Raw genomic sequence first — 17,524 nt, 5'->3', positions numbered from 1 at the left:
CTCATTCCCGCCCTGCCATGTTATTTCGACGGCGATGACTGCGCCGAAAGCCGCATTCACTCTGCGTTAGCTCGAAGGCCAGGACGTTGCTCGCGAAGATGCTTTGTCTTGCTCTACGTCAATGCTGAAAGGCGTGCTTGCAACGCCTGCTGTGCGTGTTCGAGCCGCGCTTCGGTAGTGGCAAGCCACTCACGCTGCTGCGCCAATGTGTTGCTGCTTGCGCCTAGCATGCGCTCTACCTCGGCCCGCTGCGAGCCGCCAATGCCAGCGTAATGATCGACCATCGCGTGGGCGTCGAGTGCTTGGTGCAGCTCCACTTCGCTCATCGGCAACTGCTCGGGCAGCTCGGTAGCTGCTTCGGAGAGCGCTTCACGATAAATTGCCTTGATGTTATCGAAAGGAATCTCGCTCGCTCTAAGCTGATGCTGTCTGCCGAAGGTCACTAGCCGCGAGGCAAAGGCGTGTCCCACCAGGAAGGGAATACCGTGATCGCGATAGAGCGCATTGGCCAGCTCTGAGGTGGTAGAGTACTCCTTGCTGATTTCATCGCTGCCGGCCGCATGATCGATCTGCATACCGTCGACAATGCTGATCATTTCACGCGTGAGCCTGACCGCGGTTTCGACAGCCCCTTCTGCATCGTTGCGCTTGTAATCGGTCATGCCAGAGCACACGTTATGCGCCGCCATACGTGCCGCCGACGCGTCCCCCAGCACTTGCGAGGCCAACAGGCGCGCACGATTAAGCGCTACCGGATTACGCTTTTGCGGCATCAGCGTGCTTGGCGACTGCAGCCCATCGTTTGCGAGCACCAGCCACGGGCGCACGTGGTGATACTGGGTGTGGATATCCTGAACCAGAGTGCCGATCGACAGCGCCGCAATTTCGCTGATACTGGCAGCTTCGGTACACAGATCGATCGCGCTTAGCTGAACCGCATCGAAGGCGTTATCGATAATGCTATCGAAGCCCAGATAACCGGCCAGGGCATGGCGATCCAGACGGTAGCTGGATGTCGCCAGCGCAGCACCGCCCAGCGGCGATGCGTTAAGGCGCTGGTAGCTCGATTGAATACGCGCAGTGGAGCGCGCCAGCGAATTTTCGTAACCGATCAACAAGTGAGCAACACGTACCGGCTGTGCCTGCACGCCGTTGGTGTAGGCAGGACACAGCGCATCGATATTGGCGGCCGCCAACGCCAGCAGTTTCTCCCGAATGCTCAGAAGGCCTTGGTACAGCGCTAGCACATCATCGCGCAGCCGCAATCGCTGCACCGTAACCATAATATCCTGACGGCTGCGGCCAATATGAATATGGGTCGATTTAGCCCCCACCCTGCGCGTAAGCTCCTTCTGCACATCGAGATAATCGGTAGGGCGCTCGGCATTCCCTCTAGTGGAAGCCTCAATGGCGCGCACCGCGGCGCATATTTCCTTGGCATCGCTGGCATGCAGTTGAGCATCATCGAGCAACACCGCTGCAGCGGTAAGGTCGAGCTGACACATCCAGAACAGGTTATCGCGCTCACATGAGTGACTCGTCACAGCTTCACTTCCTCCAGGCAATGCACGCAAACACACAGCTAACGGCGGCTAGCGCTACCAGCAGCACAACGCAGCCGGGCCAGCCAGAATGCGCATAAAGGCGCGCTGGCACGATGGCCCCTGCGGCTCCACCGAGGTAGTAGCCGCTTAGATAGAGCCCAATTGCCGATGAGCGGTCGTGCTGGCAATGCGATGATATAAAGCTGGTGGATGCCGACTGTCCGGCAAAGATGGAAATACACGACAGCGCCATGCCCACCAGCACACACCACACATTGCCGAGCAGCGTGATGGCTAACCCTGCCGCTCCCGCTGTTGAGAAGAGCAGATAGGTGAACAGCGGCCCTTTAGCGGCATTGATTTTGCCAGCCAGTGGCGTGGTTATTACCGGCAGCAAAAACACCAGAAAAACAGCACCTACCGCCGGCGGTGGCAGATTATAGGGCGCGTGCAGCAGCGCGATGGAGGCATAGGTAAACGAGCCTACCTGCTGGAACAGCAGCAGGAACCCCACCCCAAACGACAGCAACAGCCGCATGTCACCGAGATGGCGCCAGGCACCGCTAATGCCGGCCAACAGCGAGCGCGACGGCGTAAAATTAGCTTCCTTCTTTAATAAAAACAGCGTACCGCACAGCACCACCAGCTCGACCACGGCTAGCGCAACAAAGGTGTAGCGCCAATTGGCTACCACCTCTAGCGTCGTGCCCGCTACAAAGCGCCCCAGAAATCCGCCAAACGCCGTCCCGGCCACGTACACACTATTTACCAGCGCACGGCTGCCGGCGCTGCTTTCCTCCGAGATATAGGCAAGCGTTACGGCGAACACGAACGGAATGGTTAGCCCTTGCAGAAATCGCCACAGCAGTAGCTGATGAAAGCTGGTAGAGAGCACGCAGCACAAGGTGCAAGCGACCATCAGGGTAATGGCCCAGACAATCAGCCGCTTTCTTCCCAGACGATCCGACAGTGACCCGGCCAGCGGTGCAGTGAGCGCCACCCCTAACGTGGTAGCGCTAATGGTCAGTCCCGCACTGCCAACAGTGACGCCGCCCCAATGGGCCAACGCTGGCAGGATGGGCTGCGGCGAGTACAGGTTAAGCAGCGCACAGATACCCAGTAGAAAGACCGCGGGCAGCGATGGATGGGTGGCGGTGACGCGGGGTGTAGAGGCAATCATGGGACGCGTTTATCCGTATTTATTGTTTAACAACCACCTGAGATGCACTTTAACGGCCTGCCATTCATTTTGAATTATGCTGTAGTAGCAGGTATCGCGAATAATGCCGCCGTCCAAGATCATGTGATTGCGCAGCACGCCATCCAGCTTCGCTCCCAACCGCTCGATGGCACGACGGCTCTCACGGTTGAAGAAGTTGGTTTTAAAGCCTACCGCTATTGCTCCCAGTTGCTCGAAGGCATGGCTTAGCAGCAATAGCTTGGCCTCGGTATTTGCAGCGGTGCGCTGGGCGCTCTTGCAGTACCAGGTAAAGCCAATTTCAACGCGCTTATTGGCCTCATCGAGCAGCTGATAACTGGTCATACCGATGGTCTTGCCGCTATTGCTGTCAATGACGGTGAAGGGCAGCATCTCCCCCCGCTCGGCAAGCGCCAGGCGGCGACGAATTTCAGCGCCGATGGTCTCTGGCGTAGGAATGCGCGCATACCACACGTTAGCCAAATCGCCTTCCTGTAACGCGGCGCGCAGCTCTTCTTCATGAGCTTGCTGCAACGGCACTAGCGTTACCACCTTACCCTGCAAGGTAACGGGCTCAGCCCACGTATTCGCGCTGTTCAATGGCACTATCTCCCTGCTGATGAGTTCGGTGAATATCGTTAGCGACGCGGCGTGCGTCATCAAATAAACGCGCCCCAGAGGGATCGCCCAGGATGTTGGTAAAGTAGTGACACCCTTCGGTAAGCGGGCCCAGTGCATAAACGCCAACGCGTGCCTGGTCGGGATTCAAGCGGCCGTTACGCGAAATCAGGAAGCCCAACTCGCGCCCGTCTTGCATCACGTAGGGGGTAGCCCATCCGCCCTCCAGCAGCGCGCTCAAAAACGGACTATTGCTTGTAGAGGGGGTGATGCGGTTGATCATCGCCCGCACCAGCACATCCACTTGTGCGATGCTGTGGTGGTGCACGCGATCAGTGATAGCGAAGCTGTCTGCATGGGAGTTCGTCGCACGGCACTCGGCCGGCTGCGCGATCACGCGTAGCACGCCCGCGTCGATCAACGCGCGCCACTCGGCAGCGCGAAACCAGGGCCCGCCTCCCGACAGATAGTTAATGGCAGGCGCGAAGCGATCGTGAAACACCTGCATCGAGGCATCGCTCAACCCGTCAAATTCCACCGCCTCCCGCAACAGTCCGCGCAGATCACGCAGGGTATCGGCAATGCGCTTGAACGGATCATCGATATCACCGCGTGAAGCTCGATCCTGATCGAGTTGCAGAAACGTCTCGATGTCGCCTGAAGCGTGCTCATTTTCCCAAAACAACAGCTGCTGAATATCAGCGCTAGAGACGAAATGCCCTACTCGGCGCGCGGCGTACTGCAATTCCCTGATTAACAGCGGCAGCACGTGATGTTCAAAATCAAGACGCCCATGCTGCGCGCGCAGTGCGCTGATCGCATGCTCAGTGAAATAGCGCGGGCGATGAGGCTGGTTCAGTGGCTTCTGGCGGCGTCCACGCGCACGCAATAACCTGCCACTGCGAGAAAACAGAGTAAGCTGAGGCTCCTTTCCGGAAGGTACATAGCGCGCATCGCCGTAAGCCAGATAGTCGAACTGGCCGCCGCGCCCTTGGGTGAGCTGGGCGACAACGTCGTAGGATGAAAGCCCTAATCCTTCGATACCCACCGCAGCATCGGGCGCTATGTCATCAAGCGCAGACCAATCCAAGGGAGAGGAAAAATAGCGCAGTCTGCCGTTAGTGCCTTGATGCCGTTCAACCAATGCTTCGCGCGCACAATCCTCCTGCGATGGCAAGTTGCCGGTATGGCCGGTGGTGACCACCACTGCGGAGGAACATATTCGCCGCCCATCCTTAAGCACAACAGCACACGCAGACTCACCGGCCGGCACTAGGGAAACAGCCGTCGCACCGTATTCAGACACCACCGCGCCTAATGCCGTCAGCTTCTCCACGATAGTGCGATAGGCAAAGCACATATAGTTGCCTAGCACTGCCCGCGATACATAGCGATCCGGCGCAATATCCAGCCACTCGGCGAGCGACGGACCATCGACATAACGCGAGGCCGGATCGAATGCGCTAATGTCGCCCGCCACGGTATTGGTAATGAAGTAATCGGGCTGATCCGTCCGATGCACACCAGCACCCGGCTCACCCTCGCCAATCACATTGATTATTACGCGCCGCCGGGCCGTCGCGACTACCTCGCATAGCGCAGCCAGCATGCTTACACCGCGCGGCCCCATCCCCACAATAGATACGGTCAGTGTCATCGCGGCAGTCCTCGTTCGCCATCAGCTCACATACGCGTCCAATAGGTACGCTAGGTGCAGGTGGTTACAAGTGATAGTGACGCCCAAAGTTGGCACTAACGACTTTTGGAATCTAAATCTTCCCCGCTTTCCACGTCCACGATCGCCGTCATGCGATAATTTCGCTGAAAAAACAGGTATTTAATTATTAAAGGTGGTACAGGGATGTAGATGTCGCAAGGTAGACTTTCGTTTTATAGAGTGTTGTTTTTGGCGGGTGAATTATTGGGGGGCTGGGCAGTCTTTCATCGTTGGCGGCTTTATCGGGTGGCTTATTTGAGGCCAGGCCTACGCAGCCTTTCACTGGTGGCGTCTTAGCAAACGTTATTTATTGATATCTGAAGGGGACCTTGCAGGCCCCCTTCACCCCCGCTGTCGTCAGGCGCGTCAGACCATCCGCTTGCAAAAATGCGCTGCAAGCGGATGATTCCGCGCCTTCCTCTTACGAAGTTTGCGTATGCAGATAGCTAATCACGCTAGGGATTCTATTTGCCAAGGCATGACAGCCCATTGAATGTGTGCGCTGTGCGTGCACAGCGACATCACATTCGGGGCGCTTCCACGAGCGGGAGGGCGCGAGAGGGACGAGGTTCCTCTCGCATTAAGAATAAAAGTTAGGTTTGGAAAGACGCAAACAGAGAAGAGCTGCGCAGGTTCTAGAATCAGCCCAATAAACCGCCACCAGTGAAAGGCTGCGCAAACGCTACCATCAGCTAGCGGGTAAAGACATCGGCGGGCGGCGCTGCACTCATGCTTGAACTTCTTGCTCAATAACCTCGGCAACAAACTGATTTAAGCTGATGCCCTTGGCGGCTGCAGCCTCTGCGGCGTGAGCATGAGTTTCAGGAGGAACGCGAAGCATGAACTTGCCAGAAAATGACTTGAGCGGCTCAATATTACGTTCCTTGCAGAAATCCAGAAATACTTCGAGAGATTTCTCACCCTCCTTGTGAAGATCTGCAACATTGTCGGCATAAAAATCCGCTCCCCCATTAAGCGTCACAAATTCACCACGAAGTAGCTCAATCTCTGGATCGTACTGAATAACGGCGCGATGACCGTTGATGGTCATAATATTGTTCATGGCGTCACTCCATGTGATTCGAACCATTTACGGATACTGGCAACTGCCCCCTTATCGGTATCCGGTGTCGGATGCGGACGATGAAAAACTCTCGCCTCTTCGAACAGCTCCACTGCTATGCGCGAGCCCTCCCGTTCTTCGATATGCGCTCCCATCGCAGAGAAAAGCGACTCAATATCACTCCAGGGTATGCTGCCCGAGACTGGCCGGGAAAAGATCGCTCTTAATGTCCTTACGTGTTTCTTTTTGAGGTGCATTGCAGTCGTCTGCGGGAGATTTATCAGTATCGTAAAGTGGTATCATAATAACTGTCAATGCAGCGTTCAATTGAATTGCACTCTGGGCTTTGAGCGCTCGCATGTGCAATCTAGAACTGCCAGAAATCTTATCTACGGCTAATTTTCGGAAGCGTGCGCAGTCTCTCATTGTTGGAGCCCCTACCGGTGGCTAATTCTGGATCCTTCGCAGTTCTTCACTGTCAGCGTCTTAGCAAACGTTATTTATTGATATTTGAAGGGGACCTTGCAGGGGCCCCTTCACCCCCGCTGTCGTCAGGCGCGTTAGACCATCCGCTTGCAAAAATGCGCTGCAAGCGGATGATTCCGCGCCTTCCTTACGAAGTTTGCTGTGCTGATGATTTACCAAGGCATGACAGCCCATTGAATGTGTGCGCTGTGCGTGCACAGCGACATCACATTCGGGGCGCTTCCACGAGCGGGAGAGCGCGAGAGGGACAAGGTTCCTCTCGCATCAAGAACAAAAGTTAGGTTTGGAAGGACGCTAGTAGTGAAAAGCTGCGCAGGCTGCAGAATTAGCCACCGGGAAGGCCGCCAACAGTGAAAGCCTGCGCAGACTTCAGGATAAGCCCGCCGGTTAGAAAGCCATCACCCTCTGCTACCCCTTCGGCGCTACCACAGGCGTCTTCTGAGGCGTTAGCGCTTGCATGAAGATGTCATCCAAATGCAAGTGCTGCTTCACCAGGTCCGGGGGCGTCATGGCGAGCCACTGTTTGAGCGAGATATCGGCGTAGTGGTCGCTTTTGAAAAGTTCCAGAAAACGCAGTGTCTCGTTGCCGGTATTTTCAATGTAATGCCCCATCGCGAACGGTACATACCCTACGTCGCCGCTGTGAACATCGAACGTTCTGGCCATTCCGTTGGCCCCAAATACCCCCATCCGGCCAGTGCCTGACAAGTAGTATTGCCATTCGTCGTTGTTGGGATGCCAATGCAGCTCGCGCAGACCGCCGGGCTCGAGCTCGACCAACGCCGCTGCGATCTGTTTGGATATCTTGAAGTTACTGGAGTCGGTAATTCGAACGCTTCCTCCCGGCTGCTTGAGCGGCGCTTGCTGCAGCATGCGATGGCTAAAACGCGTCGAGGACTTGCGTCCGTGAGCTGGAAGGTCATGGCTTAGCGCGGGCGGCTCATGCCCGGCGAAAATGTATTCATTGCGGGGCTCAGGCAGATGGTCGAAATGTGCGGGATCGATGCCGAAGTTTTTTGCCAGCACCTCTCGCGGAATATGTTTGAACCAATCGCTGAGCAGGAAGGTGCTATTTTCATCGAAAGAGCCATCGTCAAAAGCGAGCAAAAACTCAACACCATCGTTGCCGATGCCCTGAATCGAATGGGGAATGCCCGGCGGGAAATACCATAAATCGCCTGCTTCGAGATCATCTACAAAATATCCGCCATCAACATCCATAACGGTGATTCGCGCATTTCCATAGGTCACGAATGCCCACTCGGCTTCCTTGTGCCAATGCAGCTCGCGAATAGCGCCTGCATTCAGACGCATGTCGACGCCAGCAATGGTAGTAGATACCGGCAGTTCACGCTGGGTGACCTGACGCGTCCAGCCGCCGCTGCTTTGGCGCATGTGAGCATCAGAGAACGAAAAACGCAGATTGGGAAGCGTTCCCGCATCGGTTGATGGCGGATTCATCAAGGTAGGATTGTCGCGATCAAGCTTCATGTCGCGCGGGCCAGGATCATCGCCTCCGACGCCCTTGCTGGAAGTTGGCTCGGGAACCGTTCGCGCGAAAGCACCTGCGGCCACCGCCATGGAACTGAATAAACCTGCGGAAACAAAACTGCGACGCTTCATGTTCGCCATGAGTGTTTCTCCTAAGCATCTTCACCTTTAATCGTTCGACGATCCAAAAATCGCCAATAACGTTCGCGGAAAGCAGTTAACGCTCAGCTGAACCGGTCTTAGCGCCCTTCCTTATGGGTACAGTGACGCCCTGCACCTTGAGGAAAGCGCACGTTGAGTATTGTGAAGACGTCAGGCTTCGTCCAAGCGATTTTTAATCTTTCCATAATCTTTCTCGCTGACGGTGAATACCTCGTAGTACGAGGCACAAATGATCAAAGCGAGAAGGGAAGGTATAGCTAGCAGTAAGGCAGCAAGAAAACGCGTGCCGCCTAGCGCGATGTCACCGTCTATATAGGTGAGGAGCCGCCATCGATCGGCTAAGCGCACGTCATGGGCAGACAGGCACAGCACGCGCCCAACCAGCAAATTTGCGCACTGAACGATGCGCTCTAAAGCAGTTAGCTAAACAGGAAAATCAGAACATTGGAGGGAATAACAAAGGGAGGCATGGATATCATCCATGGTACCAGCGGTCGGACTCGAACCGACACGGTGTCGCCACCGGGGGATTTTGAATCCGCCAACGCAAAAATCACGGCCGCGCCTGCAATGCGGTATACAGCGTAACCACGGTATTTGTCCCATCCGATTGAGTCTACAGAGCTAGGTACAACCGGATGAGTCAGCAACCAAATGGCAACCACTCGTTCGACTAAGCACGGGATGCGCACTCGGATGAATGCCCGGCACATGGCCGGACATAGCACGTCATAAACCCAGCATCATTTTACCAGCGGTAACCAGGTCATCATCTGATAGTTTTGTATTCCAAAACGCAAACGAGCTAGATTCCGGGAGATCGTCGTATGCCAGGTTGCCGCCCCATTCAATGTGTCCGGTAGTTCTCGAATCTGAGCCAGTAGAATCTGATTTCGTTGATACATCGCCGGATTTAGAGATGGTGATGTATGTATAACCAACTCCGCGCTTGAATGAGTATCCGATCACCATCGTTTCACCGACATGAATTCCCAAACCAGAACGTATGAGGATGCCGGTTTTGTTCTGCACCGTCATTTCGTAGTCGAATTTTCCGTTCAGTTCAGAGCTACTTGGGATGCCGGTGCATGCTAATTCTCGGATGTTTATATCATCGGCATCAGGATCACGATCAACGTATCCACCGAGGGCACCATGTCCTAGATTCTGAGAATACGCTAAAACAGTGTATCCATTAGATAGGTCGACGCTGCCATCGTCACCAAATTTAATGTAACTGGTTTTATTTTTAGAAACTATCCGTCCCTGTGAAATATCGACGTCACCAATAACATTACCATCACCAATAGAGCCAGAATTGGGAACAATTCCATTATCAGAAAATGCCTTAGCATAAACGAGCAACGAATTATGCTCGGGCATCTCTTTTTGTAGTATGGGGTTAGCAAACACTCCGGGGACAGTAATTCTCAAACATTTAGCCATTATTAGTTAACCTCTTTGTCAAATTGCACGCATGGGAAATTAAATTCAAACTCAAATCCCATAATTGTCATTTTGTCTCGCTTCCCGTTGCTGTCGAATAGTTGGCCGCGCTGGCCGCCCTCGCGGCCTTGGTAATTACCGCCCTTGTCTGATACTGCATATTGGATACGATCAGTTGATGCCCAGGTGCCGCTCTGGCGAGACACGCAAACTGTGCTGTCAGAAATGATAGACACATTAGCAATAGCAATATCATTGCCGTCGCGATCTACTGCGGTAAACCCATAGTTTTCTATGTCAGCGATCGGGAAATCGTCGGAACCATTTGACCATTGTAGCGGGCCGTGAACGGTGGCGAATTCCAGTAGCAACAATTTATCCTGTTTTCTAATTTTTATAGGCCTGACGCCCGTTACGTCACGCCCCTTAATGATCTTTTCGCGCAGTGCTATTGCTCTATAAACACCAACTCTGCGATACGTAATATTGTCGTGGTGCACATTATCGATGTGGTTTGTAGTGGCAAAATAGTCAGGGATTACGACACATCCATGATCCTCCGCCATCGTAAGATGCGCCTTACCTACAGCCCCCACACTGCCAGAATATTTGTGGAAATTGACAGTCTGTACGATGCACATAGGCATTTTAGATTCGTCGAGTGACTCACCTGTAATGCTGCCGACCTTTTCTCTCACGCCTGCCCAAAGCTTAGTTATTGCGGACAAATAATCGTCATAGCTTGTTCCTGCGCTCTCATCGCTGCCGCCCTGCCAAAAAAACAACATCGGCATGCTATACGGCAGATCCTGTGATTGTGCGTAATTGTAAACTCGCTCAATCATATTCATCAGGTTCTCGTAGGGCCCAGTGCCCTCTGAGATTTCGGCGATTGTCGCATCAGGGAGGGCAGAGTTCGTTGCAAAAACTGATAGACCATAGTTGCTAGTCTCGATGTAGTCAGCGCCCAATTTATCGGCGAATCCGCTAGCAGTAGTCTCTGCTGGGCCATTATACCGTGATGTGTTAGCGCCTTTTTTCTCGACTAGCGGAACTACATTGTAGCGATTATTATCATTAACGTTTTTATCAGTGTCTTTGTAATCGCGCGGCCCTTCGTTGAACATAACCGCGTATTTGTTATTACTCGTACTAATTGGGTTAATGTAGGCATCAGGCACACCGCCCTTGCGGCCCGTGGCCCCGGTCTCTTGCGATTGCCCAATAGTACCAAAATGGATTAATCCGACGAGATCATTAACGCTGTATGAATCTGCGGACGGTAGCTCTAGCGGATTACCGTTAACAGTAAACCCAGTTGCATCTACAGGTCCGTACGATTTTATTCCTCGGATATGGAAAACACCGCCTCGGTCTATAGCAGCAGCAAGTTTTTCGTCATTACCAGCTACTTCAAAGGCGTTCTCCGAATTAACCTCGGCAACTAAAGAGGTGCCAGTTTCAAATCCTGTTTTTGCTGAGAATTTGGATGCTGATAGTACGCTGTCCCAACCCAATGATGCCGCTACATTTCCGAACATATCGCGGATAATCAGCGCAAAATCATCGTTTGAAACATCAATAAATTTTAGAGCTAGAAGAAGGTTTTTTACGTCATCAGCGTTTGGTAGTGCCCCGTAACGCACGCCGTTACCATTAATATTCACATAGCCGACTGAGTAAATTTCACTCTCGTCGTACGAAACGATATTGCCGTCCGAATCGTATTCAGGAGTGCCGCCGGGGACAGAAAAGAATTCGCCATTCTCTGTTTTTGACAGCGCCTCATCTAACGATTGAAATACGTTAGCGTTCGCTAATCCTGCGTTTACAGCACTAGACCATTGGTCTCCGAATTCCTCTATTTTCCCGCTAGCATATTTATTTAGGGCGCGCCGAAATTGATCTAGAAGAATTTCCTCATCGCCGTTATCGACGGCATCCTCACCGAGGACGGTGACAATAAATGCGCCAATCATTGCTGTGCCGAATGTTCCCTGGCGCAGCACTTTATTCATCACATCGCTAGGCACTCTGCCTGACTGAAAGCCATCCTTTACAGTATCTGATGCAGCGTATTCACGCTGCCCCTGAACATTAGCGCCACCGTCAACGGCAAATGGTTTGAATTCGTTATCGGCCATTGTTTTTTCCTTCAGGCATAAAAAAGGCCGCCCGAAGGGCGGCCTGTGAATTAGGATTAGTAGTTGTGTTATGCGGCGCGTACTATATAGTTAAACGCGATATTGCGGGGGCGGGTCTCGTTACCTCCGAAACTACCGGTATTACCCGTCACGGGGTGGATGTGAGGATCGACCGCTTCCATTACCAGTTCGTGTTCATGCGCGGGCTCTACGGAGGTTTCTGCTGGCTCGTTGAATACCCGCTTTTTATAACCGTCGTCGAATCCGCCACCGTCCTCGGTACGCTCGCTGGTTTGGCGATCATATTTGTGGAAATGCTCGCCGGCAGGCGCAGTCTTCCCTGATGGCGTATGCCCGCCCGCCTCGCTAGTCGAAAGAGAGCCTTTATCGTGCTCGTGAGACTTTATTTGGTCATCTTGGGTGCTCAGTACCGCGCGCCCCTGTTCACATCCGCGGATGAACTGGCCCCGCATATCAGGCAATCGGTCACCGTATAGCTGCTTGAGCACTGGAAAGCCATCGGTCGACTGCCCTTCCATCAACAGCCATCCCTTTGGCGCTTCATCTTTTGGCCATGGGATAGGGCTGCCTACTGGTACGACGCTGCCCGGAACGCCGGTGCCGTTATTGATGAACTGGGTAAGAGCGGCTTTGATGAGATCAGCGTATTCGCTCTTTCCGAGATCAATAGTAACGTCTGTACCCTGCTGCTCTGCTACAAACTCCGAGAGCCCCGCTGCGGGCACACTGGATGCGCGCCACAGCGTGTTCGCTTGCTCACTGGACGCCGTGCCCTTCTCAAACCCTGTCGATTTATCAAGACGCTTATATGCGGCATTGGAGAGAGCGTTAGCGCTGCCACCGTTTGCCCATACGTCGATGCTATTTTCAGCCATTAGATTTCCTCTGTCCACGCGCCCTCATCAAGGCCCCGATAGATGTCGTTTTCTAGGTCAAGAGCGAATATAAAGTCATTGATTTCGCCGTTGTCTTCGTCAGAGGGGCGAGATATTTCCTTGATGCCTACTCCCTGACAGCGCAGCATCAACCCTTCGTTTGTGATCGCACCGATTAACTGATTTTCCAGCGGCCCACCGGTGATGATGACGCTCTGAGTCATGTCCTGATTATCAATAATATCGATATTGAGTTCGGTTCCCTGAAGCACGGTATCGAATAGTGGAGGGATGGTAGCGAATGTGCCGTCCCAATTATTGACCGCAATTTTCAGTCGAATGATAGTGCGATAAAGGTCATCACCTACGACCGAGTTTTCTACGCCAGGCTCTGTTGGCAACTTCCAGCGTGCCTCATCCCAGCCCAGCCCATCGGTATCCCACGAGAAGAAAACGCCAGTGATATCTGTTTGGATGCCCCTACCGATTCCTACCCAGCGCCCAAGGACGTCTAACTGCCATCCTTCGGCGTTATCAATGTCCAAAACGCCGATTATTTTTTCGAGCTGCCCTTCAATTTCGAGCTGCCCTAGCTCAGGAAGGACCGACACCCATGCAGCCAGTTTCGGCATGTTGCGATATTCGAAGTAGATGCGAGATAGCGCTTTTTTGACGTGATCCATCACACTACCTCGATGCTTATGGTGTCCTCGTCGAATACGGCCAACTCGTTAAATCCAACATTCATGATCGAGCCCTGATCACTATCTGAACGCCCTATCGTGAGCGCCTCGATATATCCCTGACCGCGTAGCACATAGTTAACCGGCGTATAGAGTGGCCCCATAGGAACATTCTGTCCTATCTGAAACCCACGTTTGGCGAATCCTGTCGTTTGCCCAAATCCATCATCAGCGTATTTAAGGATTTCTGACTTGATGGTCGCTTGTTCTTCAGCAGTCATCGTCCCGCTGTTAATGCGCACGTGTACATAGGCAGTCACGTACTGAGGGCGAAAGAAGGTAATAGGGAGTGAATTTCCACCACTGGTCACAACCTCATCAGTGATTTGGTTGGGGAAGTCACTGTTTCGGTTAAGGCCGCAGCCGGGATTTTTGCGCGATGCTATCGCCGCCAGAACGTCATCATCACTGCCACCGTCTACAAAAATGGCGAGTGAATGCCCGGCGACGCCGTTTTCGTCAGTGCCCGACTCTTGGTTTTCATAGATGCGGAAATTGTTCACGCCGATAACATTACCAACCGCGGCGTTCATCGAGTCGAGTTGATTATTACCGGGGTTTGCTACAGCGATATTCCTGCGAGCGCGGAACGCCTCATCGCTCTCGCGATCTGTTCCTGGCGATGCCGCATCCTCATTGGTAACGCTGCGGATACCACCTATCGGGGTGTAGATAGTTTTGATGGTGTTGGGGGCCGCGTAGATAGCGCCTGAGGTCTGGCATTCAGCAACGACGCTAGCGGATCCATTTTCAATAGTCGTGTCAGTGTTAGTCCGCCAGATATAGCCATCCGCTGACCCGCGCGCCTCGGTGCCGGCGGGGATTTGTGTTCCCTCAGCCCCTTTAAACGTTAATAGGACGCTGGATGCCGTTGCGCGTTGACGCTCGATGCCTACGACCAGCGCAATACGATCTAGCTGTGCGCCAACCGCGGTATCAGGGTCAACAGACTGATAGGCTAGCGACACCTGCTCATCTAAATTCGCGAGATGCTCTGACCATGCAGCTATTAGCATGCCGTCCGGTGTTTCAGGCGAAATGTTCCAGTTAGGGTCGATGTCCTGATAGGCCGTGGTGATGTTGGCCTTGTATTCTGGAAGCGTGGTTAGCGTGACGCCCTGCTCGGTGATTTGCGCCATTAGAACAACTCCTGATCAATGCTGAGCTGCACGCTCTCGTTATTTTCATCGATGACCGTCGCCGCTATCTGAATGCGACGGGTTGATTGGTCGAAATCGAATGAAAAATCTGTAAGGTTCACGACGCCGGGTGCAGAAATGATTCGCTGTTTCAAATTCGCTTCGGCCATGTCGCGTGACGCCTTGCCTAGCACCCCTTGAAACCACGGGGTGCCTTGGGAGTAGTCAAGAATGTATTCGCCCAAAAACATCTGTAGGCGGTACTTGATGCCTTTTCCTGTCGCCTCTCTCCCGAAGGCAAATTGCTCACCGCTGGTGACTAAATCGCCATTTTCTACATTGCGAACTCTCATTGCGGCGTCCCTGTGGTTGAATCGCCAGACTGAACGCCCGGATGGGTATGTGTAGCACCTACATCGACGCCATTGTGTGTCAGCGTGCCGCCGGTGATTGATATTCCGCTGCTGGATATTTCAATAGAAGCGCTGCCTAGCGAGAGCGTGATCGAGTCATCACTCATCTCAACGTTAGCGTTACCCTTGGTTAGGGTTAGCGCCTCTCCGGTGGCATCAATGCGGGTTGTGCCATCACGGCTCATCATCCCCATGCCTGATGTCGGGAAATCAGGGATAGCAGCCGCCTGATGCCGGACGCCGGGGATAAAAAGCGCATCCGACATGGCGAACATGCGGTCATCGGCAGGTATCGTCGCCCCGCCTTGGTCCATCCATGTATCAGTGTTGCGGTGGGCGAATATGATCCAGCCGGGGGTGTTGTCTGGTATCTCGTGGTAGGCAACCCAATCGCCCGTGCCAGCAAAATAAACCGGCACCTCCGAAATGATGGGCGGCTCTACATATTCGCCATTTAGGCGGCGCTTCACTCCGACACGCACTTGGCAGGTTTGCAGCTCAGGGGTAAACGCCAATGCCTCACCCGGCAGTGACGTCAGTATTTCCCGCTTAGACTGGTGGCTTGCCCTAGCAAGCAGTGTTCCCAGCGGGTTGATATCGCTGTCATGGATACTCATCGCGGACGTTGTACCTCAAGGCTGGTTTTCCATTCGCCGCCATAGAAATCGCCAGAGTGGCTGACAGAAAATATCTGGTACTCACCTGAGCCAGCATTAGGGTCAATGTTTGATGGATTGATGCTAGAAAGCTCTGATCCGGAATAGATGCGCGACTGAGCGATCAGGTTAATGCGTTGATGAACAATGAAGTTCGGGTCAAGAAGCGTCTCTACGGTTATAAAATTGAGCCCTATCTTGGGCATGCCAATCATCCCCGTAGTAGCGCTCACCTCTATCGGCGCATCGGGCGCGCTGCCACCTAGCGCTTTGATGACCACCACGCCGTTATAGATAGACCACTCAAAGCCCCGTAGAGCGTAAAGCCCCTGCTTTCCTACCAGGGTGTCTCTGAGCTTGTTTAGCTCAACCTTGGCACTCCCCTGAACCGCATACCCCTTTAGAGCGCGCCCAAGGTCCAGATTGCCCAGCACCCTGACTGGCAGGCCATATGCGGCAGCAATATCCCGGACAATATCCGCGTAGGGCGTATTGGCAGGCCATCCCCGCACTATGTAGGCGTTTTCCTGCTGCTGGTTAAATCCACGGCAGTGAAAGGTGATGTACTGGTTGGGTGCCTGACGGCTCATGCTGGTGGTGATGATGGTGGCATCCATGATCTGCCCGATGTCGCCCTCATACCCCGCTTCAATCTTGATATTGGTGTAGTCGTTTTGCCTATCGCCTTTGCTGGTCTCATGGGATGACAGCAACATATCGATGGTTTCACGTTTCAGGCCAAATACCGTTATTTCGGCTACGTCTACGTTATTCCCGCCAGGGTAATTGTCGATTCGAAAACGTATTTGCATGGGCGGCTTAATGATGACTTCCGCCCCCTGATCGGTGGAGATAGTGACCTTATAATCCCTTCCCCAGCGCACGCCATTCGGTGTTGTCATACCATTTCAGCTCGTTATCAATGCCAAGGTTTTCGAGAGTCGCAGGCTCGCCCTCAAGGACTAAAGCGCCAAAATCTGATCCGATACCGCCCAGAAGGTTAATATCTGGATGGAGTCCGCGCCCTAGAATAATTGGTTGGTTATCCTGCCCGTACACCTCAGCGGAGTAATAACCGGCCCTCTCAAGCCATGACAGCCTAAAACGAAAAAACCCAGCGGTTAGCTGGGCTGTAAATTCCATATATCGAGATGGAGTAGGAAGGCTAATCGTAGCGGACACTGCGCGAACCTCCCTGTTTTCGCTCCTGGGCTTGGCCTATCTTGAACTGGTCGGGGACGCGGTCGGTGGTAGAAACGATGTCATCAACGAATTGGAACACCTGCATTTCAACTACCAATTCAAGGCCTTGCTCGTTCTGCTTATTGGTTTCCTGTCGTGTACTGGTAATCAGCACTGGATAGTAAACACGCTTAGCCCCAATCACTGTGATGAACTGACGCTCGCTCTGAATGGCCCTGATCGTCTCTAGGGCGCTTCCTGATCGCGTCGTAGCAGATTGGTTATCTCTCGACTGAACGACGCGAGAAGCAACGCCAGCGGCCGATGATAGCGCCTCTGGCAATACCGATAACGCCGTGCCAGACACTGCGCCCACCGCTGAGCCAATCAGGTCGTTGCCGTTACTAAAATCTGAGATAGTTGAGCGCAACGGGTTATCAGACAGCGCCACCACCATCGTAAGCCTAAGCGGCATATTGACGGCGTTGTCGAAGCCGTAGGATCCAGTCTCCAGCGGGTACTGAGTCGTATTCGTGCGTTGCTCAGTTGTCTCCCTCAGCAGCGCATCAAACGTGAACCCCTGAATCTGCGGTCGAGACTGGGTGAAAATGGATGTTATCGCCATA

General features: G+C 53.4%; 17 protein-coding genes. All 17 read right to left on the bottom strand.

What is annotated here, in order from left to right:
- Positions 1-113 precede the first annotated feature (113 nt).
- The 17 genes from R84865_RS10365 to R84865_RS10285 all read right to left on the bottom strand — a co-directional run bounded on the left by R84865_RS10365 (position 114) and on the right by R84865_RS10285 (position 17,523).
- Positions 114-1,544, bottom strand: a complete 1,431-nt coding sequence (locus tag R84865_RS10365) for a lyase family protein (protein ID WP_435639619.1) — start codon at positions 1,542-1,544, stop codon at positions 114-116.
- Positions 1,545-1,548: 4 nt separating this feature from the next.
- The gene (locus R84865_RS10360) at positions 1,549-2,724 is read right to left on the bottom strand and encodes an MFS transporter (RefSeq protein ID WP_435639618.1); all 1,176 of its coding nucleotides are present in this window, start codon (positions 2,722-2,724) and stop codon (positions 1,549-1,551) included.
- 9 nt (positions 2,725-2,733) lie between these two features.
- Complete coding sequence (locus R84865_RS10355) at positions 2,734-3,342, bottom strand: GNAT family N-acetyltransferase (RefSeq protein WP_435639617.1); 609 nt, start codon at positions 3,340-3,342, stop codon at positions 2,734-2,736.
- Complete coding sequence (locus tag R84865_RS10350; RefSeq protein ID WP_435639616.1) at positions 3,317-5,017, bottom strand: FAD/NAD(P)-binding protein; 1,701 nt, start codon at positions 5,015-5,017, stop codon at positions 3,317-3,319. The genes R84865_RS10355 and R84865_RS10350 overlap by 26 nt, the downstream gene beginning before the upstream one ends.
- Before the next feature lie 787 nt (positions 5,018-5,804).
- The gene (locus tag R84865_RS10345) at positions 5,805-6,140 is read right to left on the bottom strand and encodes a type II toxin-antitoxin system HicB family antitoxin (RefSeq protein ID WP_435631353.1); all 336 of its coding nucleotides are present in this window, start codon (positions 6,138-6,140) and stop codon (positions 5,805-5,807) included.
- Positions 6,137-6,397: a type II toxin-antitoxin system HicA family toxin gene (locus R84865_RS10340; RefSeq protein ID WP_435631352.1), complete on the bottom strand. Its 261-nt coding sequence runs from the start codon at positions 6,395-6,397 to the stop codon at positions 6,137-6,139. Before R84865_RS10340 ends, R84865_RS10345 begins: the two co-directional genes overlap by 4 nt.
- 637 nt (positions 6,398-7,034) lie before the next feature.
- Positions 7,035-8,258, bottom strand: a complete 1,224-nt coding sequence (locus R84865_RS10335; RefSeq protein ID WP_435639615.1) for a cupin domain-containing protein — start codon at positions 8,256-8,258, stop codon at positions 7,035-7,037.
- Positions 8,259-9,008: 750 nt separating this feature from the next.
- Entirely contained in the window at positions 9,009-9,725 is a 717-nt protein-coding gene (locus tag R84865_RS10330) for a hypothetical protein (RefSeq protein WP_435639614.1), read from the bottom strand.
- A 2-nt stretch (positions 9,726-9,727) separates the two neighbouring features.
- Positions 9,728-11,869, bottom strand: a complete 2,142-nt coding sequence (locus tag R84865_RS10325) for a hypothetical protein (protein ID WP_435639613.1) — start codon at positions 11,867-11,869, stop codon at positions 9,728-9,730.
- A gap of 68 nt (positions 11,870-11,937) precedes the next feature.
- Complete coding sequence (locus tag R84865_RS10320) at positions 11,938-12,765, bottom strand: phage tail protein (RefSeq protein WP_435639612.1); 828 nt, start codon at positions 12,763-12,765, stop codon at positions 11,938-11,940.
- The gene (locus R84865_RS10315) at positions 12,765-13,448 is read right to left on the bottom strand and encodes a baseplate wedge 1 family protein (protein ID WP_435639611.1); all 684 of its coding nucleotides are present in this window, start codon (positions 13,446-13,448) and stop codon (positions 12,765-12,767) included. Before R84865_RS10315 ends, R84865_RS10320 begins: the two co-directional genes overlap by 1 nt.
- Positions 13,448-14,647 (bottom strand): baseplate J/gp47 family protein, encoded by a 1,200-nt coding sequence (locus tag R84865_RS10310; protein WP_435638313.1) that lies wholly within the window; start codon positions 14,645-14,647, stop codon positions 13,448-13,450. The genes R84865_RS10315 and R84865_RS10310 overlap by 1 nt, the downstream gene beginning before the upstream one ends.
- Positions 14,647-15,000: a contractile injection system sheath initiator gene (locus R84865_RS10305; RefSeq protein WP_435638312.1), complete on the bottom strand. Its 354-nt coding sequence runs from the start codon at positions 14,998-15,000 to the stop codon at positions 14,647-14,649. The genes R84865_RS10310 and R84865_RS10305 overlap by 1 nt, the downstream gene beginning before the upstream one ends.
- Entirely contained in the window at positions 14,997-15,677 is a 681-nt protein-coding gene (locus tag R84865_RS10300) for a Gp138 family membrane-puncturing spike protein (RefSeq protein WP_435639610.1), read from the bottom strand. The genes R84865_RS10305 and R84865_RS10300 overlap by 4 nt, the downstream gene beginning before the upstream one ends.
- Positions 15,674-16,618: a baseplate hub protein gene (locus R84865_RS10295; protein WP_435638310.1), complete on the bottom strand. Its 945-nt coding sequence runs from the start codon at positions 16,616-16,618 to the stop codon at positions 15,674-15,676. Before R84865_RS10295 ends, R84865_RS10300 begins: the two co-directional genes overlap by 4 nt.
- Positions 16,578-16,859 (bottom strand): phage baseplate plug family protein, encoded by a 282-nt coding sequence (locus R84865_RS10290; protein WP_435639666.1) that lies wholly within the window; start codon positions 16,857-16,859, stop codon positions 16,578-16,580. Before R84865_RS10290 ends, R84865_RS10295 begins: the two co-directional genes overlap by 41 nt.
- Positions 16,860-16,881: 22 nt before the next feature.
- The gene (locus R84865_RS10285; RefSeq protein ID WP_435639609.1) at positions 16,882-17,523 is read right to left on the bottom strand and encodes a phage baseplate protein; all 642 of its coding nucleotides are present in this window, start codon (positions 17,521-17,523) and stop codon (positions 16,882-16,884) included.
- Between the last annotated feature and the right edge of the window lies 1 nt (position 17,524).

The organism is Carnimonas bestiolae, from assembly GCF_051251145.1.
Taxonomy (GTDB): domain Bacteria; phylum Pseudomonadota; class Gammaproteobacteria; order Pseudomonadales; family Halomonadaceae; genus Carnimonas; species Carnimonas bestiolae.
The sequence above is the reverse complement of the archived record's forward strand: the minus strand, read 5'-3'. Positions and strand labels throughout refer to the sequence as shown.